This is a genomic window from Nocardia sp. GCM10030253, from assembly GCF_042675075.1.
Lineage (GTDB): Bacteria > Actinomycetota > Actinomycetes > Mycobacteriales > Mycobacteriaceae > Nocardia.
On record NZ_JBHTDL010000003.1, the window covers coordinates 198542 to 220479 of the forward strand.

Consider the following 21938-nt stretch of genomic DNA (forward strand, 5'->3'; position numbering starts at 1 on the left):
CTGACGGCCTGAGCGGTGCGAACAGGCGGCCTGCACTCGTCCTACTCCACATCGAAGACGGCCGAACCACGTGGCACGGCGCTACCCGGAAAGGGTCACTGGCCCGAACTCTTAGCCCAATAGCGGCTTAGGTGAGTACAACTTGGGCTCGAACAGTGCTTTGGCTCCGGCGCGTGTGTAGAGCTTTCGTTGCAGCGTGCGCAGGACCGTAATCGCTTCGGCATCGCGAAAAGTGCTGACCAACTGAAACTCGATGCCCGCGCCGAGCAGGTCACTGCCGAAAGCCAGCTCGCTCAGAAACAGCACTCTGGCGGTCTGTACCTCGGTTAACCTCGCACGGTCGCTGACTGCGCGTCGGAGCTTGCTGACCTCGTCGTTGAACTGATCACGATCGGGAAATCCCAGTGCACGCACAGGTATCGGCGCATCGTGCGACACTCCGGTCCAGCTGGCCAGAGCCGCGTCCACGAATTCGCGCTCCATGGGCGTCAGTGTCGCCATATCGAATTCCATTGTCACCTCTCAGGGTTGTCGAACGTCACCGATTGCCGCCAAGCTTTCCTTGCGGCGTACCTCCGGTGCCGCCGGTATCTCTAGGAGGTCCGAGTGATGGATCGCTGGTTTGCCCTGTGAGGCGAATGATGCCCCTTATCCTGCCTGTCGACACCGACTGCGCATGATCGAATCAGCCTGTGTTGCAAATCTATTGGATCATGCGGCCGGAATTCGCCACAGCCGCACGATGCCGGATGGGGCTCGAGGTCGTAGGAGTTATTGCGGGATGTCTATTCCGGCGAACTGGTCGGCGCGGGTTTGGTCGATCTCGACGAAGTTCGACATTGCCTTGGCGACAACTTCTTTCGCCATTTTTACGGTCTCAATGTGCTGCTGGAGGACGGTGTCTATGGACTGGTCGGCACCAGTCGCCTTCAAGCTGAACTTCTCTTCCAAAGCCTTACTTGATGGGAATGGCCCGAACCCGGTGAGGAACGTCACGCTGCCCGCCAACTGGAATATTGCGTCAAGCCGGTCGAGGTAGTCGTCACATACCTTGTCCAAACCCTTACCGACATCTGGGTGCAGAGATATCTCGCCAGCATTGGCCAGGTCGAGGACCTTACGCCACTCCGCTGGATCGACGCCGAACTCCATAATTCCCCCTAGCTCCCCGGCAGGTATCCGGCCAGATCGTCGACATGCCGACGCGCCTCGACGCACGGTTCACCCTGTTTGCCAACCGAAGGGCGGGTCGACACCTCGAATGACACTGTTCCTTGCGGCATCTCGATTGCAATGCCGCACCTGAGCCGCTTAGTATCGCCGACGCGGAGGAATTCGACCGCCTGGTGTGAGCCGATAGTCCGCGGTGTGAAACCCTCGAAGTCACGACGTTGCTTGAAGTCGTTGAGTGTTGGTGTCCCCGAGTAGATCGTCAACTCGTACCACTGCGCCGAGGCTCGCCAACTGCACTCCTTCCAGCCATCGAAGTCGACACCTGCGACATCCTTTTTCTTGCTTGCAGGATCGAGCCCAGTAGCCGATATCGCCGAATCTGGCAGATCGCATGGATTCCACAGTGCAGCGTCGGGATCGGCGGATGTCGTCGACGCAGCCGTCGACGCCTGACTCACCGCGCCCGTTGTGGTCGGGACTGGGCTGGTGGAGTCTTCACACCCGGCCAATAACAAAGCGGTGCCGATCGCGAGGACAAGACCGCGCAGCACATTCCCCCTGCTTGTCATCGGTTCCTCACCGCCGGTGGCGTGCCATGTCGGTGGGGCCGGACCGGCTCATCCGCCCCCTGTCAGCTCCCCGTTGACGGTACTGACCGGTAGACGCGTGGTGCAAGCACACCTCAGCGGGGGAGTGGCCGCGATCCGGTCGACCGAGGGTGTGCGGTGCTCCAGCCGCGTGGAAATCCTGGTGCTCCACTATGGAGAGGCCGCATCGGTTCGCTCAGGTCGTCTGCACGGTCGCGGTTACCGAGGGTATTCGGCGCAACTGCTGGTGGCATCCGACCCGTGGGGATGCCGCCCAGCTGTCTGCTGGGCGGCATTCACCGATCCGGTGTCAGGAGGAGAAGCGCTCGTGGCCGGAATGGCCGGAGTGATTGTCCCGCAGTGAAACTCAGAGCGAGCCGTTGAGCTTGTTGAGGCGGTCGCACGCCTCCACGTACTCCTGGATCAGGCGGCCGACCACATCGGCGGAGCGCTCCACCTTCGTCATCATCCCGACCACCTGGCCGACCGGGTTGAAGTTCACGTCCTTGGCTGCCTCGGGATAGCGGTGCCCGCGCTTCACGCCGTCCAGCGCCACCATCATTTGCAGCGGCATGGGCAGCGGGTCGGGGTTCTCGGTCTGCTCCCATGCTTCGGTCCAGTCGTTCTTCAGCATGCGGCACGGCTTACCGGTCCACGACCGCGAGCGCACGGTGTCGTGGCTGGTGGCGTCGATGTAGGTCTGCATCTGCGCGGGCGGCACATTTGCCTCCTCGACGGTCAGCCACAGCGACCCGGTCCAAGCGCCCGCGGCGCCCATCGCCATGGCCGCGGCGACCTGACGGCCGTTGCCGATGCCGCCCGCCGCCAGCATCGGCATATCGCCGATGGCGTCGACAACCTGCGGCCACAACACCATCGACGCGATCTCGCCGCAGTGCCCGCCGCCCTCGGTGCCCTGGCAGACGACGAAATCCAGGCCCGCCTTCTTGTGATTGAGCGCGTGCTTCACCGATCCGCAGAGTGCGCCGATCAGGCGGCCTGAGTCCTGGATCTGCGCCACGACATCCGGCGGCGGCGTGCCGAGTGCATTGGCCACCAGCTTGGCTTTGGGGTGGCGCAGGATCACCTCGATCTGTGGCGCCACCGTGGTCGCGGTCCAGCCGAGCAGCTGATTATGGTGCTCGCTCTCGGGCAGATGCGGGACATTGTGGTCGGCAAGGATCTTCTCGGCGAAATCGCGGTGCCCCTGCGGAACCAGTTCCGCCAGTTTGGCTTCCAGTTCGTCGGGGCTCAGCCCGTCGATGCCCTTGCCCTCGTATTTGGACGGGATGACCAGGTCGACGCCATAGACGCCGTTGACGTGCTCATCGAGCCACGCCAGCTCTACTTCCAGTTCCTCGGCGGTGAAACCGACAGCGCCGAGCACGCCGAGCCCGCCTGCGTTGCTGACCGCGGCCGCTACGTCGCGGCAATGGGTGAAGGCGAAGATGGGGAACTCGATCCCCAGCCGATCGCAGATTTCGGTACGCATGGCGTGCTGATCTCCCTAGAGGCTAGAACGGGTTACATAGTTGCCCTGCCGTGTTCCAGTCCGGCAGGGCAGGTGATCCCCCTGGCCAGCCGAACGAGCCCCATACCGCGAGTATCGCCATGGCGCGGCAGCGGGCCCGTCGACTGGCGAGTGCACCATATTTCGACAGTAACACGTTCTAGTTTTGCTGGGATAGACCTTCTAGAGAGCCGCCTGCTCCAGGCCGGTCAGCGAATCCTCCAGGTGATCGAGCAGACGGTGCAGCTGCGGCACACTACGGCGGCAGCCGACCAGACCGAAGTCGAGATTGTCGGCGTTGGTGGTGAGGGTGATGTTCACCGCCTGGCCGTCCATCGGAATCGACATCGGGTAGGTGGCATCGAGGCGGGCGCCGTTCCAGTACTGCGGTTCGCGCGCGCCGGGGACATTCGAGATGACGATATTGAACGGCGGGTTGGTCAAGGAGACGACGCCGGGTAGCAGCGTCAGCGCGAGCGGACTGAGCATCACCGCCGACAAGGCCATCGCCTGAACGCTCGACAGCGAGTTGTAGACCTCTTTGCTGCGGCGCATCGACTCGCTCACCACCCGGAGTCGTTCGATCGGGTCCGCGACATCGGTGGCCAGGTTGCACAGGATCGCGCCGACCTTGTTGCCGTTGGCATTCTCGTCGTCGTCTTCGGCCCGCAGCGACACCGGAACCATCGCGATCAACGGCTTGTCCGGCAGGGCATTTCGCTCGATCAGATAGGAGCGCAGCGCACCGGCGGACATGGTGAGCACGACATCGTTGACGGTCGAGCCGGTCGCCTTCTTGACCTGCTTGACTCGCTCCAGCGGCCAGGACCGGACCGCGCACTGGCGCGCACCGCCGATCGGCACATTGAACATCGAGCGCGGCGCCTCGAACGGGAGCGTCAATTGCTGCTGAACCAGCGCGGCACGGGCTACCCGCACCGCGGCAGGCGCGGAATTCGCCGCCGACAACAGGTTTCGCGCCGCATTGCCGAGCCTGGACCCGGAGGGTGCGGCCTTGCGCGGGCGGTTCGAGCGCGGCAGATGCCACGGCACCCGCGTCTCGGCGGAGTTCGGATCATTGGTCAGCGTCCGCGCCAGCACGCGCTGCGCGGCGACGCCGTCGATCAGTGCGTGGTGCATCTTCGAATAGAGCGCGAAGCGACCGTCGCCCAATCCCTCCACCAGGTGGATCTCCCACAGCGGACGATGGCGGTCGAGCAGCGTGCTGTGCAGGCGGGAGGCCAGGTCGAGCAACTGGTCGAATCGGCCGGGGGCGGGCAGGGCCGCTCGTCGGAGGTGGTATTCGAGGTCGACCTCGCGGTCCTGGGTCCAGCCGAACTGCGGTGCGCCGAGCCAAGTCGCGGGGCGCTTACGGAATGTCGGGTGGAACTCCCTGTCCGCCATCAGCTTCTCGTAGGTCAGCTGGGCGAAATCCGTACCGGCGTCCTCGGGAGCCTCGAACAATTGCAAGGAGCCGACATGCATCGGATGTTCACGCGATTCGGCGAGCAGGAAGATGGCATCGATCGGTGAAATGAGTTCCATGGTTGGTCGCCCCCTGACGACAGTGGGTCTGGTGTGTTTGTGAACCGACCACGTTGTCGTACGGGTCCGCGCGGCCATGAATCCCGGCGCGACGACTCAAACCTACCTGGCCCGAGTGGTTCGCGTTCGCCGAATCATAGATCCTTCGCTACCAGCAGGTACGCCTGCTGGAAACGCTCACCGGGCGCCGGTTCTCGCACCAGTTGCGCGACCGTCACGAACCCGGCCGCACGCAGTAGTCCGGCCAGTCGTCGCGGCGACCAGCGGTAGGCGCGAATCACCTTGTGGTCGAACGCTTCCACCACATCCGGAGCGTCCGTCGCCTGAAAGGCCAGCAGCGCGTGCCCTTCGGCACCGAGTACCCGATGAAACTCGGTCAACACCTCCGGCACCCGCTCGGGCGGCAGATGAATGATCGAGTACCAGGCCACGAGGCCCGCGAGGGTGCCATCACCCAGCGCGAGATTCTCCATCGACCCCTCGTCGAACCGCAGCTCCGGATATTGCTGCCGCGCCAGCCGGATCATCTCCGGCGACAGATCGATCCCGAAGGCATCGATCCCGAGGCCGGTCAGATGCGCTGTCACTCGACCGGGTCCGCATCCGATGTCGGCCACCGCGCCGGAACCCTTGCCCCGCACCAGCTCCGCGAACGCCGCGAGCATGGCGCGATCGAGCGGGCTCGCCGCGAGCTGGTCCTTGACGAAGTCCGTGTACAGCTCCGCGACATCGTCGTAGGCGGCACGGGTGGTGGCCGTATCGGCACGCGAATCCAACACGCTGTGCAGCGTACCTACGCGGGGTCGAAGGCCTTGGCGACCGCCAGACTGTCTTCGTAGATGTGGCGGGTGATCAGACCGCGCTCGACGGTCAGGTGCAGCGCACCGCTGGCGACTACTTGTCGGGTAAAGGCGCGGCGTGCACGAGATCCTGGTCTGTTGCGGTGCGGGTGCCTGCGGTGCCGAGCACGCACCCGAGGATGACCAGGGGGAATCCGATCGCCATTCCGATGGTCAGCGGCTCGTCGAGCAGGGTCACGCCGAGCAGGATCGCCACCGCGGGGTTGATGTAGGTGATAACCGTCGCCCTGGCCGGGCCGACCTCACTGATCAGTGCGAAGAACACCAGGAACGCGGCGGCCGTGCAGATCACCGCGAGGCCGAGTACCGACCACGCGGCGTCGGCGGTGATGTGCGTGGGCCACTGCAGGCTCGCGAACGGCGCGTAGATCACGGCGGCCAGGATCAGCGAGGCGGTGACCACGCCGAGCGGTGGCAGATCAGCCAGCGCGCGGTTGATGATGATCGGACCGATCGCATACCCGAGCGTGGTGAGCGCGATCGCGCCGATGGCTGCCGGATGTGAGAGGTCGACGTCGAGACCGACCAGGGCGGCGACGCCCGCGAATCCGACGATCAGTCCGATGGTGCGGCGGGCGTCGAAGCGATCGTGGCCGAGCTTCGTCACGATCACCACCGCGATCAGCGGCACCGCGGCGATCAGCAGACCGACGGTGGAACTGTTCAATGTGGTCTCCGCGTACCCGATCAAGAACCACGGCCCCGTGATCTCGACCAACGTGTACAACAGCAGCGGCCGCCACCGCCGAAACACCGGCGCAAGCGTCTTGCTGTACAACGCGATCGGTAACAGGATCAGCGCTCCGATAAGCGTGCGGCCGAACGCCACCACCGTCGGATCGAGGTCACGTACCGCGACGCGGATCATCGCGTAGGGCACACCCCAGATGACGCCCATGGCCAGGAACAGCACCCACCCGCGCCTGGTCATCGTGCGACCACTTCTTTATCGAGCATGCTCCGCTCACTTTCCGCTCGAACGGGAGCCTATCCGGAAGATCCCATCATCCGACACCGGTTCAGCGCGGGCTTCCCATCACCGACTGGACGGCAACGCGGGTCGCCTCGAGGACGGCGGTTGCGGGCGGTCTGTGCTCGACGCGGATCTCGACGTTCGATGCCCATCTCGACTCGATAATCGGTGGGGCAGAGGCTGTTCGGTTGCGCGAGGTGCTGACGAAGATCATCGGCGGGGCGGTGCTGACCTACACTCAGGGCGGTGCCGAGACTGTCGGCGTGCTGCGTGCCGACTGATTTTCCTGCCGGACAACCGGATTCGGCCGCATGAACGGGTTTCCGGACCGGTGGAGGTAACGGCTTCCGGTCGGATCTCGATCAACTTCTCGGGCCCGTGGTGTTGCGGTGCCCTCGGAATCGAAGGGGAGGGTCTTGAACCGTCGAATGGGTAGACGAGTGGCGCTGGCGGCGATATCGGCCACGATCGCGCTCGGCATCGGTGAATTTCCCGCGTCGGCGGAACCGGCTCAGAGCCCCGGCGTGGTGCAGCCTTCGGTGAAATCGGCGGACGGCTCGTATGTCGAGCGGATCGAGTGGCAGGACGAGCGGAACGTCCGCCTGCGGATTCATTCCGCGGCGATGAACGCCACCTTCCCCGTCGACGTGCTCCGGCCGAGTGACACCTCCGCGCCGCGCCCGACGTTGTACCTGCTCAATGGCGCTGGCGGTGGCCAGGATTCGGCGACGTGGAAGCGCAACACCGATGCGCTGACCTTCTTGGCGGACAAGAACATCAACGTCGTGCAGATCATCGGCGGGCAGTGGAGCTTCTACACGGACTGGCTTGCGGCCGACCCGGAGCTGGGCGTCAACAAGTGGCAAACCTATGTCACCGAAGAACTTCCGCCGCTCATCGACGCGGCGCTCGGCACCAACAAGGTCAATGCCCTTGCGGGCCTGTCGATGGCGGGCACCTCCGTGCTCAATTTCTCCATCGCGAAGCCCGGCCTGTTCCGCAGCGCCGCTGTCTACAGCGGCATCAGCCAGGTCAGTGACCCGGTCGGTCAGCAGATGGTCAAGGCGACCGTCGAGATCTGGGGCGGCGGCAACACCGAAAACATGTGGGGCCCGGTCGGCAGCCCGCTGTGGGCCGCGAACGATCCCATCGTGAATGCCGAGAAGCTCCGCGGCACGAACTTGTTCATCTCCACCGGCAACGGCATCCCCGGTATCTACGACCTCCCCGGCGGCAAGTTCCGCATGGAATCGCCCGCGGAAACTCCGCAGGTGGTCGCGATCGGCTCGGTCATCGAAGCGGGCGTCAACTGGTCCACCCACAATCTGAACGCCCGCCTCGACAAACTGAACATCCCTGCCACCTTCGTCTACCGCGACAGCGGCACCCACTCCTGGGGCTACTGGCAGGACGACCTGAAGGCGTCCTGGCCGGTGCTCGAGAAGGGGCTGTCCGCCGCTCCGTAGCGGCGACGAAATCCGCAGCCGAAAACAGGCGCCGCTCTGAGCTGTTCCCCAGCTCGGAGCGGCGCTTTTTCGCGTCCAACGTCAGTTCGGTGCACCCTCTAACCTGGGCGGATGCCCTCAGCTCAGAAATCTAATGGGACTGGGGTGTCATTAATGACCTGAGTCGTGCTACGGTCTGTTCTGTCTTAACGGAACCTGATTCCCGATAACGGAGTGCGACATGACGATCACAAGCGCATCGCTGCGTAACTGGAAGAAACTGCTGGCTGCCACCGCCGTGGGAATCGCCGTCGCGGGCGCCGTCGGAATCGCGCAGTCCGACGGCCCTGCCGAGGCGCGTGACTGGAGTGCCGCGTGGGCGGTGCCCATGCAGCTGCCCAGCGCAGGCTTCGAACCGAACTGGTCCACCGACGGCTTCACCGACCAGACGGTGCGGCAGGTGGTCAGGGTGACCGGCGGTGGCACCGAAGCGCGGATCACGCTGTCCAACCGCTACGGCGCGGACAAGCTGCAGATCAACGCCGCCACCATCGCCCGCACGAGCCAGGCCGCATCGGTGGCGCCGGAGACGATTCGGCCGCTGCGGTTCGACGGCTCGGAATCGGTGACGATCGCGCCCGGCGCCGTGGCCACCAGTGACGCCGCCGAATTGCGCCTTGCCCCATTCGAATCGGCGACCGTGACGCTGTACCTGCCCGCGCAAACCGGACCGGCGACCTTCCACGCCCAGGGCTACGCCACCAGCTACCGCGCGAGTGGCGACCATGTCGGCGATACCAGCGGCGCGGCCTTCACCGAGTCCACGCACTCCTGGTACTACCTGTCGGACCTCCAGGTCACCGGCGGGACGAAACCTGCGGGCACGGTCGTAGCCTTCGGCGACTCCATCACCGACGGTTACGGTGCGGGCAATGACACCAATAGCCGCTACCCCGACCTACTTGCCGACCGCCTTGCCGAGGCCGGTGCGCCCCGCGCGGTCCTCAACTCCGGAATCGGCGGCAACCTGGTCCGCAACGACTCCCCCTGGTTCGGCGAAAGCGCGCTGAAGCGGTTCGACCGGGACGTGATCGCCAAGCCGGACGTGTCCTCGGTGATCATCCTGGCCGGCCTCAACGACGTCGGCTTCTCCGAGATCGACCTCCCGACCTACAAGCCCAATCCGGCTGTGTCCGTCGACGAGCTGATCAAGGGATACCGCGAGCTGATCGCCCGCGCCCACCAGGCCGGTATCTCCGCGATCGGTGCCACCCTGCTCCCGATGAAGGGCGCCGAGTACTACACCGACACCTCGGCCGCGAAGATCCGCCAGCTCAACGAATGGATCCGCAACAGTGGCGAATACGACACCGTCGTCGATTTCAACGCCGCACTGGCAGACCCGACCGACCCGGAACGCCTCGCCCCCACCTACGACTCGGGCGACCACAAGCACCCCAACGCCGCAGGCTATGCCGCAATGGCAGCCGCGATCGACCTGAAAACCCTGTAGTGCGAACGATTTACCGTGTGCGGGCCGAGCAGCCAGTTCGGCCCGCACACCTGCGTGCAGATTCGATGTGTGTCAGCGGTCTCGTTTGCTGTTGTCGCCGCAGCGGCTGGGAGTTGCCGCAGCGACAGTTCGCCGCACCACCTGGGAAATGTTCATCGGTCGGACGGCCAGGGCCAGGCGCGTAGGCTCGTTTGGTGAAGCAACTAACTGTCGGTCTCGTGGCTACCTCCCGCAAGGAAGACGAGCACCGGCTGGCGATCCACCCGGCGCACTTCGACCGGATCGACCCAGGGCTTCGCGATCGCGTTCTACTCGAGCGTGGCTACGGAGACCGATTCGGCTACACCGACGAGCACCTGGCGCCGCTGGTCGGCGGCCACCGCACGCGCGAGGAGCTGTTCGCCGAGTGCGACGTGCTGCTGCTGCCCAAGCCGCTGGCCGAAGACCTCGAGAACCTGCGCCCCGGACAAGTCGTATGGGGGTGGCCGCACTGTGTGCAGGACGAGCGGATGACGCAGCTGGCCGTCGACCGCGGCCTGACCCTGATCGCCTGGGAGGCGATGAACCACTGGACGAAGGAAGGCAACTTCAGCGTCCACGTCTTCCACAAGAACAATGAGCTGGCCGGCTACTGCTCGGTCCTGCACGCACTGCAACTCCGCGGGGCCAGCGGGGACTACGGGCGGCGGATGCGGGCGGCGGTGATCAGCTTCGGTGCGACTGCTCGCGGCGCGGTGCGCGCCCTCTCGGCGCTCGGGATCAGCGACGTGACCGTGTTGACGCAGCGCAGCGTTTCGGCGGTTGCCTCACCGTTCGCGTCGGTGCGGATGCAGCATTTCGAGCGCGACCCGAGCAACCCGAGCCGGACCCTCGCGCTGAAGGCGCCGGAACCGGGACCGCTGGCGGAGATGCTGGCCCAGTACGACGTGGTCGTCAACTGCATCCTCCAGGACACCGAGGAGCCGCTGATGTTCGTGCTGAACGAGGATCTGAACCTGTTCGCGCGCGGGACGCTGTTCGTCGACGTTTCCTGTGACGAAGGCATGGGATTCGAGTGGGCCCGCCCGACGACCTTCGCGGACCCGATGTTCACTGTCGGCGACGACCTGCATTACTACAGCGTCGACCACAGCCCCTCGTTCCTGTGGAACTCCGCAACCTGGGAGAACTCCGAGGCGCTGCTGGAGTACCTGCCGATCGTGATGGCAGGCCCCGACGCCTGGGACGGCAGCGAGACGATCCGACGCGCGATCGAGATCCGCGACGGCCGAGTCCAGAACCTGCGGATCCTCTCGTTCCAGGGCCGTGCCGCGTCCTACCCGTACGCGGTCGTCTGACCTGGTTGGTCACCGATCGCTGTCGCCGGGCGGACGTTCGAGGATGAGGTCGACCGCGCGGGCCCGGACCTCGTGGCGGGTCGACCGCCGTGTTCGGCGGCCAGGAAATGCTCGCCGATCCGCAGACAGAAGGCCAGCAGGCATCACATCCCGCTGCATATGCGCAACCGTATATTTGGGCTAACCTTCTGATATACGCCACCGTATATCAGAGTGAGAGGTAATCGAGATGACAGTCGATCGCCGAGATGGCTTGACCGAGAATGGGTCCGAGCTGGTCGTCTTCCAGCAGCACGAAGTTCCCGAGGCAGTCCGTGCGCTCAGCACGATCGCAGACCCCGACTACGTCGACCTGTTCACCCTCGTGACAAGTGACGCCTCGTCCTGGTCACCGGAGCAGTGGGCGCGCGCGGCATTCGAAGACGTCGCGGGCCTCGCGGGACAGTTCATCTGGCGGGCACTGCTCGGCCTGCGGCTCGAGCGGCGACCATCGCATGTGGCCGGTTGGACGATCGTTGATCGCGGCGACAACTGGCTGACCCTCGAGGCCCGTTCCTGGATGCTCACCGGCAATCTCGTGATCCAGGTCGAACGCGAACACCTTTCCCTGGCTACCTTCCTCCGCTACGACAAGCCGATGGGCAAGCGCGTCTGGGCAACCCTGTCCGCCAAGCATCGGAAAGTGGCACCCGGCCTGCTACGCGACGCGCACCGAGTCCGGCAGGCGGGATCGCGCTGATCTCCGTAGTGTGCCCTGCTTATCGGCATTTCGAGCTGCGGCGCGTGGCGCTTCCCACAGGCTGAGCGATCGTCGAAACCCATTGTTCCGGCTCCACCTCGGGCGGCGCTATCGCCGATATGCCAGGACCTCGATACCCGGGTGGCGCGACAGCGCCTGGAGCTCGAAGTGGTGACACGGCTCGCCGGAACAGGGCAATCCGGCGATTCCGCCGAGTCCACTCGTGCCGCGGGAACCCGTGCAGCGCAACGGTTGACCCTGCCCGACGCTCGGTGAGTCGGGCAGGGCCCCTCGTTTCAGCTAGCCGACGGGAGCCGCCGAGGGCGCACTGGTGGTGGTCGGCGCAGCGGATTCCGTTGTCGTAGTGGTCGGCTGGGTGGTGGTCGGTTGGGTGGTGGTCGGCTTCGTGGTCTCAGTGGGCGCTGCGACCGAAGACGGAGCCGGTGGGGTTGTTACTTCCGGTGTGACCGTCGGGCTCGGGGTCTCGGACGGCGGCGTCGAAGTCGTCGGCACCGTGGTCGTCGGTTCGCTGCCGATAGCGGTCTTCGTGGGGGTGGCGCTGGTGGTCGTCGGTGACGCGGCCGCTGCCTTGGTCGGTTCACTCGTCGGTGCCGACGAGGTGGCCGCCACCGCCTTGTATACGGCGGCGAGGTCCGCCGCTTGCGGCTTGGCGGTCGTGTCGACCGGCTCGCCCGCCTGCGCCTGCTTCGCCAGGTGTGTCAGCCAGGCGGCCGCGTACTCGGCGGATGTCAGTGGCTTACCGTCGGCGGGGTTGGCGTCACGCCAGTAGTCGAAGTGGTGGCCGGTGTGGTTCGGCCCGAGCGTGAGCTGGTACGGGTCGCTCATGACGACGGGGATCGTGTTCTGGTTCGTCACGATGAGACCGACGATCTCGTTCAGCACCTTCTGCGGCAGGTAGGCCAGCGGCGACATCTCGTTGGTCGCGATCGACTGTGCCTTCGCCGGGGTCTTCGGTGTCGCACCTGGCTTGTAGGCCGGATCCGACACCTTCAGCAGTACCTCGAGAAAGGTCTCGTCGCTCTGCATCCAGTTCGGCTGCGACTGAATGTCAGCAAACGCCGCAAGCGCGATACGGCTCAGGGCGACAGCGACGTCCTGCCCGGTCGCCGGCGTGAGCCCCTCTCGTTCGAGTGCGTCGACGTTCAACTGTCGGCCCACATTGACCGCCAACTGCAGCAGTGAAATGTTCTCCGGTGCCGCGCAGGTGAGATCGCCCTCGGAGCAGAACGATGCGATCTTGCCGTTCAGCGCACCGAAGTCACCGCTGGTGCCCGGCAGTGCACCCTGACCAGGTGCCGGTTTCGTGCCGTTCTGATATTGCTGGTCGAAGCCGTCGGGATTGCCGAACGGGTCCTTCGCGCCGGGGAACGGTCCGTCTCCGGCCGAGCGACCCGAGTCGGCGAGGATGACGACACCGACGACATCGGCCGGATCGACAATCCCGTATCCACCGTCCCGGTCGGCGTCCTGGTGTCCGATGTTCATCGCGACGCGGCGCACGACGTCGGCGCCCTCGCTGTATCCGACGATCGAGAACCTCGTGTCGGGGCAGGCCTGCGTGATCTCCCGCATCACCTGCTCCGTATTCGCAACACCGGCGGTGACGGCGTCTTCGTAACTGGCCATGTTCGCCGGATACGCGATGTAGACAGCGGCGTACGCGCCGGGATCGACGGCCCCGGCCGGTGCGTTGACGACCGGATCGACCCATTCGCTGCGATGGTCACCCGACAGCGCGGCGGGCAATTCTTCACCGTTGGCCCCGACAAGCAGCTTCGTGGTCCCCGCGACAGGAGTGTCGCCGCGACCGGCCACCGAGATAGTCACCATGTCGTGGCATTCCGTGACGGACGTGGTGAGCTGCGTATCCCTGGTCTGCGGCGGCGATGTCAGTGCCCATGAGGCGGCGATGACCGCCGCCACGCCCAATGCCGCCGGCCCGGCAACGGCCGATGCGATGCGATGTCGCGCAAGGAACTCGCGTAAAGCCATATCCTGATCCCCATTCGATAACCCGACAAGTGGACCGACAGCCCCCCGACGGGCCATGTGTCTCCAAGAACGTCGTGGTTGGGGAGGTGATCGTTACTGGGGCGGTGATCGGCGGAGCCTCGGGAAGGCGCGCCAGCGGGCTCTGAGGTCCGAGTGCGGCTACGAATGGTGGGCGTGCAGGCGCCGGTCGATGACGGCGATGGCCAGTTCGCTCCAGCGGAGGTTCTCTTGCTCGAAGGAGATGCCACGCAGCAGGGTGAGGTACGGGCCGACATGCTCGGCTTCGAGTAGGTAAGCATGCTCGGTACGTCCGTCGAGCAGGCGGGCGCGCAGCCGTTCGTAGCGGGCCAGCTTGGCTTCGGCCCATTCTTTGCGTTCGGCGACGGCCGCGCGGACGGCTGCCCCGTCGCCGACGTCCATGGCTTGGACCTTGACCATCAGCTCGTCGCGGATCGCGGTCGGCTTGGGTGGCTCGGCGGTGAAGGTGCGCAGGGCTTCCCACCCGGCCGGGGTGAGTGAGTGCAGGCGCTTGTTCGGCCGGCGTTCCTGCTGCACGACGCGGGTCTCGATCAACCCTTCAGCGGCCATGCGGTCGAGCTCGCGGTACAGCTGCTGTGGGGTGGTCATCCAGAAGTTGGCGACCGAGGCGTCGAAACCTTTGGCCAGGTCGTAACCGGACGACTCGCCCTCGATGAGCGCGGCCAGCACCGCATTGCGTAGCGCCATCGGCACACGGTAGCACGTAGGTGATTAATCAAAAAATTGTCTATCCCAGGTCTGGACATCTGCCGTGAATTCTGGATAGTGTTCGAGTCACCTATTCAACAAATTGACCATGAGGTGAGGATGCATTCCTTCCGCCGAGCCGTCGATGCCCTTGACGAGCACGCCATCGCAGCCATGCTTGCCGACGACGTCACGTCCGCCGCGCCGATGGGCGCGCAGTTCGAGCAGATCCAGCGTGAAGCGTTCGCGCAGATCGAAGGCGCGGGCGCATGAGTGATTACGACGCGATCGTCATCGGAGCGGGAAATGCCGGGCTCACCGCCGCCGCGACGCTGCAGCGGGCGGGGGCGCGCACCTTGCTGGTGGAGCGGCACAACGTCCCGGGCGGGTGCGGAACCTCGTTTCGGCGCGGGCGTTTCGAATTCGAGGTGGCGCTGCATCAGCTGTCCGGTGTCGGTGTCGACGGGCAGCGGATGTCGTTGCGTAAGGGGCTGTTCGCGCAGTTGGGTATCGCGGACAAGCTGGAGTTCGTACAGGAGCGCGATCTGTACCGGGCTGTCATTCCCGGGCAGGTGGATTTGATTCTGCCCGCGGACTGGGAAGGAGCGATCGAGGCGATCGAGGATGCGTTCCCGGGCAACGGTATTCGCGCCCGCACCTTCTTCGACCTGGTCAAGGCGGTGACGTTCTGGCAGATCACCGGCAGGCGGGGCATGCCCCCCGAACAGATCGACCCCATGCTGTTCAAGCAGGGGCTACGTCCGCTGAAGGACGTTCTCGATGAACACTTCGACGACGAGCGAATCAAGTTCGCGCTCGGCATCTATTGGACCTATCTGGGCCAGCCGCCGTCGCGATTGCCGTTCCAAGACCTCGCCCTGGTCTTGTTCGCCTACTTCGAGTTCAAGCCGTGGCACGTGCGCGGCGGCTCGCAGGCGTTGTCGACCGCGGTCCTGGACGCGTTCCTGCAGGCCGGTGGCGAGGTCCGGTTCAACACCGCGGTCGAGGCGATCCGCACCGACGGCGGCAGGGTGGTCGGCGTCCGGCTCGACGACGGCCAGGAAGTCACCGCCCCCGATGTCGTGTCGAATGCGTCGCTGCCTGTCACCTACGGGATGCTCGACGACGTGCCCGCCGCGGTGCGCGGTGATCTGGCCAGCCGCCGGATCGGTGTGTCCGGGTTCGTGCTGCACATGGGATTGGACGCCACTCCGGCCGAACTCGGGTTCACCACCAGCACCAGTTTCGTCAACCTCGACACCGATGATGAACGCGTCTATCAGTCGTGGCGCTCATTCGAACCCGCCCGCGGTATCTGCGTGTCCTCCTACGATGTCGCCCCGATCGGGTTCGCCCCCTCCGGTGCCACGCACGTCAGCCTGATGACCCTGCAGTACAGCGACGCGTGGAGCAACGTCGCACCCTCGGACTACGCGCGCACCAAGTTCGCCTACGCGCAAACGCTGCTCGATGTGGTCGAGCACATCGCTCCCGGCATCCGCGACGCCATCGAAGAAGTCGATGTCGCAACGCCTTTGACGATGATGCGCTATCTCGGCCACCCCGGCGGCGCCATCTACGGCTACGACCAGGACGCCTCCGAAGGCTGGCTGTTCCGCAACAGCGAACGCCGAACCCACGTCCCTGGACTGTATCTGGCCGGATCGTGGGCCGGCATCGGCGGATTCCAGCCCACCCTCGAAGCGGGCGCCCGCGTCGCTCGCCGCCTGCTGAGCAACAAAGCCGCGTGAACGGAGCACCTGATGAACCATCCCCTCGCCGACCGATTCGACGGCGCCGCCGAGATTCTCGCCGACATCGCCGCTCGGGTCCCCGACACTCGCGACCACCTGAAACAGACGCGCCGCACCATTGATACCTATCACCCCAAGCGGTTGGACCTGACCGTCGCCGCGATCGTCGAAGAGACCACGACCAGCAAGACATTCCGCCTCGTCGGCCCTGACGACACGCCGCTGCCGCCGTTCCTGGCCGGGCAATACGTCAACGTCTTCACCGACGGCACCAGTCGACCGTTCGCGATCTCGTCCAGTCCCGCGCGCCTGGACCATTACGACCTGACCGTTCGGCGAGTTCCGGGCGGGCGAGTCAGCAACCTGCTGATCGACACGCTCGCCGTCGGCAACGGGCTCCGCACGACCGGGCCGATGGGCACCTTCCACCACAACCCGCTGTTCCACGGCGAGGATGTGGTGTTCCTGGCGGGCGGCTCGGGGGTCGCGCCTGCGATGAGCATGATCCGCGACATTGTCGACAACGACCTCGACCGCACCTTCCAGCTCGTCTACGGGTCGCGCTCGGCCCACGACATCATCTTCCGCGACGAGCTCGACGCGATCGCCGCCGCACATCCCGGTATCCGCGTCGACTGCGTCGTCGCCGACCCCGATCCGGAATGGGACGGACCCATCGGGTTCCTGACCGCCGACACCATCGCCGGGCTGACCGGCGCGCTGAACGATCGCATGGTCTATGTGTGTGGGCCACAAGCCCTCTACCCGTACGCGTTGGAGCAGCTCGCCATGCTTGGACAGCGGCGGCGTCGGATCCGGTTCGAGGCCAACGGCGCTCCCGCCGACCCCACCGCGCAGCCGCACTGGCCCGCCGATGTCGACGCGTCCGAGGAGGTGACGGTGACTGTGGGCGCGACCAGCTTCCGGACGCCGCGCAACCGCCCGCTGTTGGATGCGTTGGAGGATCGGGGGATCCAGGTCGAAGCGGCCTGCCGCTCCGGTGAATGCAGCCTGTGCCGGGTGCGGATCTGCAAAGGTGCGGTCCACAACGCCGACGAGGCTCGACTTCGCCTGTCGGACAAGCAGTTCGGCTACACCCACTCCTGTGTCGCCTATCCGATCACCGACGTCGAAGTCGACATCTGAATCCCAATAGGGCTGGACGCCGAGTGCTAGCCACGAAAGGCCGCCGATGCGAGCGCAAGCCTATGCACGATATGTCGCCCTCGGTGACAGCCAAACCGAAGGAATCGGCGACGGAGACGAACAAGCCGGTTGGCGCGGATGGGCCGACCGCCTCGCCGAACAACTCGCGATCCGCAATCCGCAGCTGCGTTACGCCAACCTAGCGGTCCGCGGTCGTCTCGCCGCTCAGGTCCACGCCGAGCAACTCGATCCGGCTTTGGCACTGAGGCCCGACCTCGCGACCGTCGTCGCCGGAGTCAACGACGTGCTGCGCCCTCGATTCGACCTCGAGGAAGTCGTCGGCCATCTCGAAGCCATGTTCGCCGCCCTCGCCGCGCACGGCACCCACGTAGCGACACTGACATTTCCGGACCTCGCCCGCATCACTCCGCTCGCGCGCCCGTTCAGCGGCCGCGTGACCGCGCTGAACGACCGTATCCGCGAGGCCGCGCATCGCCACGGTGTGACCGTCGTGGAAACGGCCCACCACCCGGTAGTCACCGATGCCCGCCTGTGGAGCCCCGACCGTCTGCACGCGAGTTCCCTCGGCCATCAGCGCATCGCCGCCGCCGTTGCCGAGGCACTGCACCTGCCCGGCAGCGACAACTCCTGGACCCACCCGCTCCCGCCGCTGCCCCCATCAACCGGACTCGCCGCAGCCGCTACCGAACTGCGTTGGGTTGCCGGCTTTCTCGGGCCGTGGCTCGGTCGACGTGTGCGCGGGCGCTCGTCCGGCGACGGCCGCAGCGCCAAACGTCATGATCTGCTGCCCGTCTCGCGCTGATCACGTAGTCGCGCAGAGACTGGCCTCCACCCACGGCCCCGCTGCGATCCGCCTCTATGCGGGGGCCGCAGTCGTCGAGGTAGCTCGCCTTCCTCGAACTCGTTGACCTCCTGCCACTTCCAGCCTTCGGCGAGGTCATCGACCAGACGTGGGGGATTGCGCACTAGTCAATGTATGGCTTGCCATGTATTCTCATGGCAAGCCATACATCAGATCGGAGCGCAGGCAATGGGTTCGGAGAAGCAGCTGATACTCGACCGGCAGACCTCACTGGGATACGTCGTCAATCACCTCGCCCGACTCATGGAGCAGGCGTTACGCGACCGGATCGCCGAGTACGGCGTGGTCCCCGGCCAGTTCGCGCAGCTGCTCGCGCTCTACGAGGAGGACGACACGACGCAAAACGAGCTGTGCGACAAAGTGCGCATCGATCAGTCGACCATGGCGCACACCCTCAAGCGGATGGAGCGGGACGGGTTGATCCACCGGACTCCCGACCCGGCCGATGGACGGCGGGCCCGAATCAGACTGACCGAGCGAGCACGCGACCTGCAGCCCGTGCTGGTACAGGCAGCGGCCGAAGTGAACGAGGCAGCGACCCGCTGCCTGTCCGATGCACAGATCGCAGCCCTTATGCGCACGCTCTCGCAGGTGGTCGACAACTTCGACAGCGGCCGCGCGAGCGACGGCTGACCATCAGAAGAAAGGCGATTCGCAATGCTCAGACGCCTCCATCCAGTTGCGGGCACAGTCGGCCTGTTAACCATTCTGACGTTTTGGATCTCCACCATCACCACCGAGATCTCCGGATCCAGGCATGCCATTACGGTGGTCAAACAGGCAATCCCCTGGGGCCTGCCGGTGCTCGTGCTCGCCCTGGCCTTCGCTGGGGCGAGCGGAGTGCGGACCGCCGGCGGGTCGAACCTACCGTTCATCGCAGCGAAGAGGCGGCGCATGCCCTTCATCGCGGCTAACGGTCTGCTTATCCTCATCCCCTCCGCTATCAGCCTCGATATCCTTGCCTCACAAGCGAACTTCGGCGCTGCTTTCTACTGCGTGCAGACGCTCGAGCTCATCGCCGGAGCCATCAACATCGCCCTGATGTCACTCAATATCCGAGACGGTCTTCGCCTCACCGGCCGTTTGGGGGTAGCACGACAGAATCCCGTTCAGTCCCCGATCGACACCACGGCGCTGTGACCACCGAGATCCACTCCGAGGCTGATGCCGGGGCAGGCCCGCGCGCTGGAAACCTGGTGGGGCGGTCTTGATGAGACCCGAACACGCGCTCGTTTCAGCCGGTGCGGCGTGAGCGGGCCAGAGCCAGCCCGCCGAGGGCCGTGCTGGTCAGCCCCACCATCAGGGCCACGAAGGCCCCGCCCAGCCCGTTGCCGGTGCCGATACCACCGTCGGAGGTGGCCACGATCAGCCCGCCGAGGGCCGTGCTGGTCAGCCCCGCCACCAGGGCCACGATTGCCTTGCTTCCCCTGTTGCCGTTGCCGTTGCGGGCCAGAGCCAGCCCGCCGATGACCACGCCGGTCAACCCCACCAGCGCAGCCACGATGGCCCCGAGTCGCCCGGAGCTCATGGTGTCGACGCTGGCGGCAGCTGGTTGGACCGAGGCGTGCGCGGCCGCCGGTGTGGCAAGCGCGAAACCTGTGAGCAGGGCGGCTGCTACGGCGGTAAGCAGGTGACGGACGGACATGAGGTGCTCCTTCATCGTGGGACTGGATATCGCTTGATCATGTCCGCTGGACCCCCGCCGATCATCCTGCGGGCGAAGGCAATTCGCGCTGCCGCCGATGCCGTAGCCGACTGCTGCGGACGTCGTACAGGGCCGCGAAGATACCGCGTGTGCGGTAGGCGGTTGCTCATCCGTTTGCGGGAGTTGCCCGCGCGAGCATCCGGCTAGGGTGCACACATGAGCAAGGGACGGATCGGAGACTGGGCGATCGCCGTCGGTGTGGCGGCGATCCTGCTGGTCGCTGGGCTGTCCAGACAACACACCCCCACGAATCTCGATCCGGCGGGCTACGCGCTGTTGATAACCGGCGGTCTGGCGCTGGCCGCGCGCCGCGGGGCTCCGGTCACCGTGCTGGCCATGACCGGGTTGTGCGCGCTGGGTTACCAAGCCGTCGGTTTCGACGTGCCTGCCGTCGCGTTCCTGTTCGCCGTGTACGCCGCCGTGCGGGCGGGACACCGCATGATTACGGTGGCGGCGTCGGTGACCCTGCTGGCCGCTCTCCCGCTCGCCGCCCTGGCTTCCCTGCACGACACGGGCGAGGCGTTCGCGCAGGCCCGAGACGCCCTCGAGATCGCCTGGTTGATCGCGGCCGGTGCCGCGGGGGAAGCGCTGCGGCAGGCCGAGCGGCGGGCGGACGAGGCCGAGCGCACCCGGGAGGAGACCGCGCGCCGCCGCGCCGACGAGGAGCGGCTGCATATCGCGCGGGAGCTGCACGATTCGCTCACCCACCAGATCTCGGTCATCAAGGTGCAGTCCGAGGCTGCCGTCCACGTGGCCCGCAAGCGAGGCGAAGAGGTGCCGGAGGCCCTGCTGGCGATCCGGGAGGCCGGTCGTGAGGCGGCCCGGGAACTGCGAGCGACTCTGGAGGCGCTGCGCGACGACAGCACCACCCCGTCGCAAGGGCTCGACCACGTTTCGGAACTGGTGGAACGGGCCCGTACGACCGGCCTGGACGCGACATTGACGATCGAGGGACAACGACAGGCCGTGCCGACCGCGGTGGACCGGACCGTCTACCGGATCGTTCAGGAGTCGCTCACCAACATCGCCCGGCACGCCGCCGCCGCGTCGGCGACGGTCCGGATCGACTACCGTCCCGACACCCTGGTCATACGGGTCGACGACGACGGCAAGGCCACCCCGGACAACGCACCGGTGCCCGGCGTCGGGCTGCTCGGGATGCGCGAACGAGTCACCGCCCTCGGCGGTCGCCTGCGGGCAGCACCGCGCAGCGAAGGTGGCTTCTCCGTACAAGCCGAACTACCCGTGGACCGAACGCCATGATCCGTGTCCTGCTGGTCGACGACCAGCCGCTCATTCGCAGTGGATTCCGCGCACTCCTCGACATCGAGGACGACATCGAGGTGGTGGCCGAGGCCGCCGACGGGAGCGAGGGCCTGGCGCTGGCCAGGGAACACCTGCCCGACATCGCGCTGATCGACATTCAGATGCCGGTCGTAGACGGCATCGAGGCGACCCGGCGCATCGCCGCGGACCCGACCCTGGCCGGGGTGCACGTCGTCATCCTGACCAACTACGGCTTGGACGAATACGTCTTCAACGCGCTGCGCGCCGGCGCGGCCGGATTCCTCGTCAAGGACATCCAGCCGGAAGACTTCCTCCACTCCATACGCGTCGCCGCGCGTGGCGACGCGTTGCTCGCACCGTCGATCACCCGCCGGTTGATCAACCGGTACGTCACCCAGCCGCTCAACACCGGCACGGGGCTGAAAGAACTGACCAACCGCGAACGCGAGGCCGTAGCCCTGGTCGCGCAGGGCCTGTCCAACGACCAGATCGCCGACCGCATGGTGATCAGCCCGCTGACCGCGAAAACCCACATCAACCGAGCCATGACCAAGCTCCACGTCCGCGACCGTGCCCAACTCGTAGTTTGCGCCTACGAATCCGGCCTGGTAGCCCCGCGCAACTTCTGACATCCACGCAGGCCCGCACGCCGACGATCCGCTTGCCGACGTCCTCGCAAGCATCACAAGCTGTGCCTTCGGGAGCCCAGTGAGCGTGCAGGACCTCATCGATAGCGCAAGCG

At 65.8% G+C, this 21938-nt stretch carries 22 protein-coding genes; 12 read left to right on the forward strand and 10 right to left on the reverse strand.

Features of this window, described 5'->3' with window-relative positions; all coding sequences use genetic code 11:
• Window positions 1-111: 111 nt before the first annotated feature.
• The 7 genes from ACFQZZ_RS03325 to ACFQZZ_RS03355 all read right to left on the reverse strand — a co-directional run bounded on the left by ACFQZZ_RS03325 (window position 112) and on the right by ACFQZZ_RS03355 (window position 6606).
• Complete coding sequence (locus ACFQZZ_RS03325; RefSeq protein WP_378673661.1) at window positions 112-513, reverse strand: hypothetical protein; 402 nt, start codon at window positions 511-513, stop codon at window positions 112-114.
• 258 nt (window positions 514-771) lie between these two features.
• Window positions 772-1152 (reverse strand): hypothetical protein, encoded by a 381-nt coding sequence (locus ACFQZZ_RS03330; RefSeq protein WP_378673664.1) that lies wholly within the window; start codon window positions 1150-1152, stop codon window positions 772-774.
• Between the two features lie 8 nt (window positions 1153-1160).
• The gene (locus tag ACFQZZ_RS03335; RefSeq protein WP_378673666.1) at window positions 1161-1724 is read right to left on the reverse strand and encodes a DUF3558 domain-containing protein; all 564 of its coding nucleotides are present in this window, start codon (window positions 1722-1724) and stop codon (window positions 1161-1163) included.
• A gap of 403 nt (window positions 1725-2127) precedes the next feature.
• On the reverse strand, window positions 2128-3252 hold the full coding sequence (locus ACFQZZ_RS03340; protein ID WP_378673669.1) for an NAD(P)H-dependent flavin oxidoreductase: 1125 nt from the start codon (window positions 3250-3252) through the stop codon (window positions 2128-2130).
• Window positions 3253-3453: 201 nt separating this feature from the next.
• Window positions 3454-4815, reverse strand: a complete 1362-nt coding sequence (locus ACFQZZ_RS03345; RefSeq protein ID WP_378673672.1) for a wax ester/triacylglycerol synthase family O-acyltransferase — start codon at window positions 4813-4815, stop codon at window positions 3454-3456.
• 134 nt (window positions 4816-4949) lie between these two features.
• Entirely contained in the window at window positions 4950-5594 is a 645-nt protein-coding gene (locus ACFQZZ_RS03350) for a class I SAM-dependent methyltransferase (RefSeq protein ID WP_378673674.1), read from the reverse strand.
• 115 nt (window positions 5595-5709) lie between these two features.
• The gene (locus ACFQZZ_RS03355; protein ID WP_378673676.1) at window positions 5710-6606 is read right to left on the reverse strand and encodes a DMT family transporter; all 897 of its coding nucleotides are present in this window, start codon (window positions 6604-6606) and stop codon (window positions 5710-5712) included.
• Window positions 6607-7076: 470 nt separating this feature from the next.
• Between ACFQZZ_RS03355 and ACFQZZ_RS03360 the strand changes: the two genes are divergently transcribed.
• The 4 genes from ACFQZZ_RS03360 (at window position 7077) to ACFQZZ_RS03375 (ending at window position 11682) form a co-directional block, all read left to right on the forward strand.
• Entirely contained in the window at window positions 7077-8114 is a 1038-nt protein-coding gene (locus tag ACFQZZ_RS03360; protein ID WP_378673679.1) for an alpha/beta hydrolase, read from the forward strand.
• 220 nt (window positions 8115-8334) lie between these two features.
• The gene (locus tag ACFQZZ_RS03365) at window positions 8335-9606 is read left to right on the forward strand and encodes an SGNH/GDSL hydrolase family protein (protein ID WP_378673682.1); all 1272 of its coding nucleotides are present in this window, start codon (window positions 8335-8337) and stop codon (window positions 9604-9606) included.
• A 194-nt stretch (window positions 9607-9800) separates the two neighbouring features.
• Window positions 9801-10943 carry a N(5)-(carboxyethyl)ornithine synthase gene (locus tag ACFQZZ_RS03370; protein ID WP_378673685.1) on the forward strand — a complete coding sequence of 381 codons (1143 nt, stop codon included), beginning with the start codon at window positions 9801-9803 and terminating at the stop codon, window positions 10941-10943.
• A 229-nt stretch (window positions 10944-11172) separates the two neighbouring features.
• A complete protein-coding gene (locus ACFQZZ_RS03375) occupies window positions 11173-11682 on the forward strand; it encodes a hypothetical protein (RefSeq protein ID WP_378673688.1) in 510 nt (169 codons plus the stop codon).
• A gap of 300 nt (window positions 11683-11982) precedes the next feature.
• Here the strand turns inward: ACFQZZ_RS03375 and ACFQZZ_RS03380 are convergent, their stop codons facing one another.
• Together ACFQZZ_RS03380 and ACFQZZ_RS03385 are read right to left on the reverse strand one after the other, a co-directional pair.
• Window positions 11983-13695, reverse strand: a complete 1713-nt coding sequence (locus tag ACFQZZ_RS03380) for a cutinase family protein (protein ID WP_378673691.1) — start codon at window positions 13693-13695, stop codon at window positions 11983-11985.
• Window positions 13696-13854: 159 nt separating this feature from the next.
• Window positions 13855-14421 carry a PadR family transcriptional regulator gene (locus ACFQZZ_RS03385; RefSeq protein WP_378673694.1) on the reverse strand — a complete coding sequence of 189 codons (567 nt, stop codon included), beginning with the start codon at window positions 14419-14421 and terminating at the stop codon, window positions 13855-13857.
• Between the two features lie 120 nt (window positions 14422-14541).
• Between ACFQZZ_RS03385 and ACFQZZ_RS03390 the strand changes: the two genes are divergently transcribed.
• The 6 genes from ACFQZZ_RS03390 to ACFQZZ_RS03415 all read left to right on the forward strand — a co-directional run bounded on the left by ACFQZZ_RS03390 (window position 14542) and on the right by ACFQZZ_RS03415 (window position 19344).
• On the forward strand, window positions 14542-14694 hold the full coding sequence (locus ACFQZZ_RS03390; protein WP_378673697.1) for a hypothetical protein: 153 nt from the start codon (window positions 14542-14544) through the stop codon (window positions 14692-14694).
• The gene (locus tag ACFQZZ_RS03395) at window positions 14691-16172 is read left to right on the forward strand and encodes a phytoene desaturase family protein (RefSeq protein ID WP_378673700.1); all 1482 of its coding nucleotides are present in this window, start codon (window positions 14691-14693) and stop codon (window positions 16170-16172) included. The genes ACFQZZ_RS03390 and ACFQZZ_RS03395 overlap by 4 nt, the downstream gene beginning before the upstream one ends.
• Window positions 16173-16184: 12 nt before the next feature.
• Window positions 16185-17321: a 2Fe-2S iron-sulfur cluster-binding protein gene (locus ACFQZZ_RS03400; protein WP_378673702.1), complete on the forward strand. Its 1137-nt coding sequence runs from the start codon at window positions 16185-16187 to the stop codon at window positions 17319-17321.
• Between the two features lie 46 nt (window positions 17322-17367).
• A complete protein-coding gene (locus tag ACFQZZ_RS03405; protein WP_378673705.1) occupies window positions 17368-18144 on the forward strand; it encodes an SGNH/GDSL hydrolase family protein in 777 nt (258 codons plus the stop codon).
• A 228-nt stretch (window positions 18145-18372) separates the two neighbouring features.
• On the forward strand, window positions 18373-18837 hold the full coding sequence (locus ACFQZZ_RS03410) for a MarR family winged helix-turn-helix transcriptional regulator (protein ID WP_378673708.1): 465 nt from the start codon (window positions 18373-18375) through the stop codon (window positions 18835-18837).
• 24 nt (window positions 18838-18861) lie between these two features.
• Window positions 18862-19344: a hypothetical protein gene (locus ACFQZZ_RS03415; protein ID WP_378673711.1), complete on the forward strand. Its 483-nt coding sequence runs from the start codon at window positions 18862-18864 to the stop codon at window positions 19342-19344.
• A 94-nt stretch (window positions 19345-19438) separates the two neighbouring features.
• Here the strand turns inward: ACFQZZ_RS03415 and ACFQZZ_RS03420 are convergent, their stop codons facing one another.
• Window positions 19439-19849, reverse strand: coding sequence for a DUF6223 family protein (locus ACFQZZ_RS03420; protein ID WP_378673714.1), 411 nt, complete (start codon window positions 19847-19849; stop codon window positions 19439-19441).
• A gap of 216 nt (window positions 19850-20065) precedes the next feature.
• Here ACFQZZ_RS03420 and ACFQZZ_RS03425 point away from each other — a divergent pair, with 216 nt between their 5' ends.
• Together ACFQZZ_RS03425 and ACFQZZ_RS03430 are read left to right on the forward strand one after the other, a co-directional pair.
• Entirely contained in the window at window positions 20066-21172 is a 1107-nt protein-coding gene (locus ACFQZZ_RS03425) for a sensor histidine kinase (RefSeq protein ID WP_378673717.1), read from the forward strand.
• Window positions 21169-21825 carry a response regulator gene (locus ACFQZZ_RS03430; RefSeq protein ID WP_378673720.1) on the forward strand — a complete coding sequence of 219 codons (657 nt, stop codon included), beginning with the start codon at window positions 21169-21171 and terminating at the stop codon, window positions 21823-21825. The genes ACFQZZ_RS03425 and ACFQZZ_RS03430 overlap by 4 nt, the downstream gene beginning before the upstream one ends.
• Window positions 21826-21938: the final 113 nt, after the last annotated feature.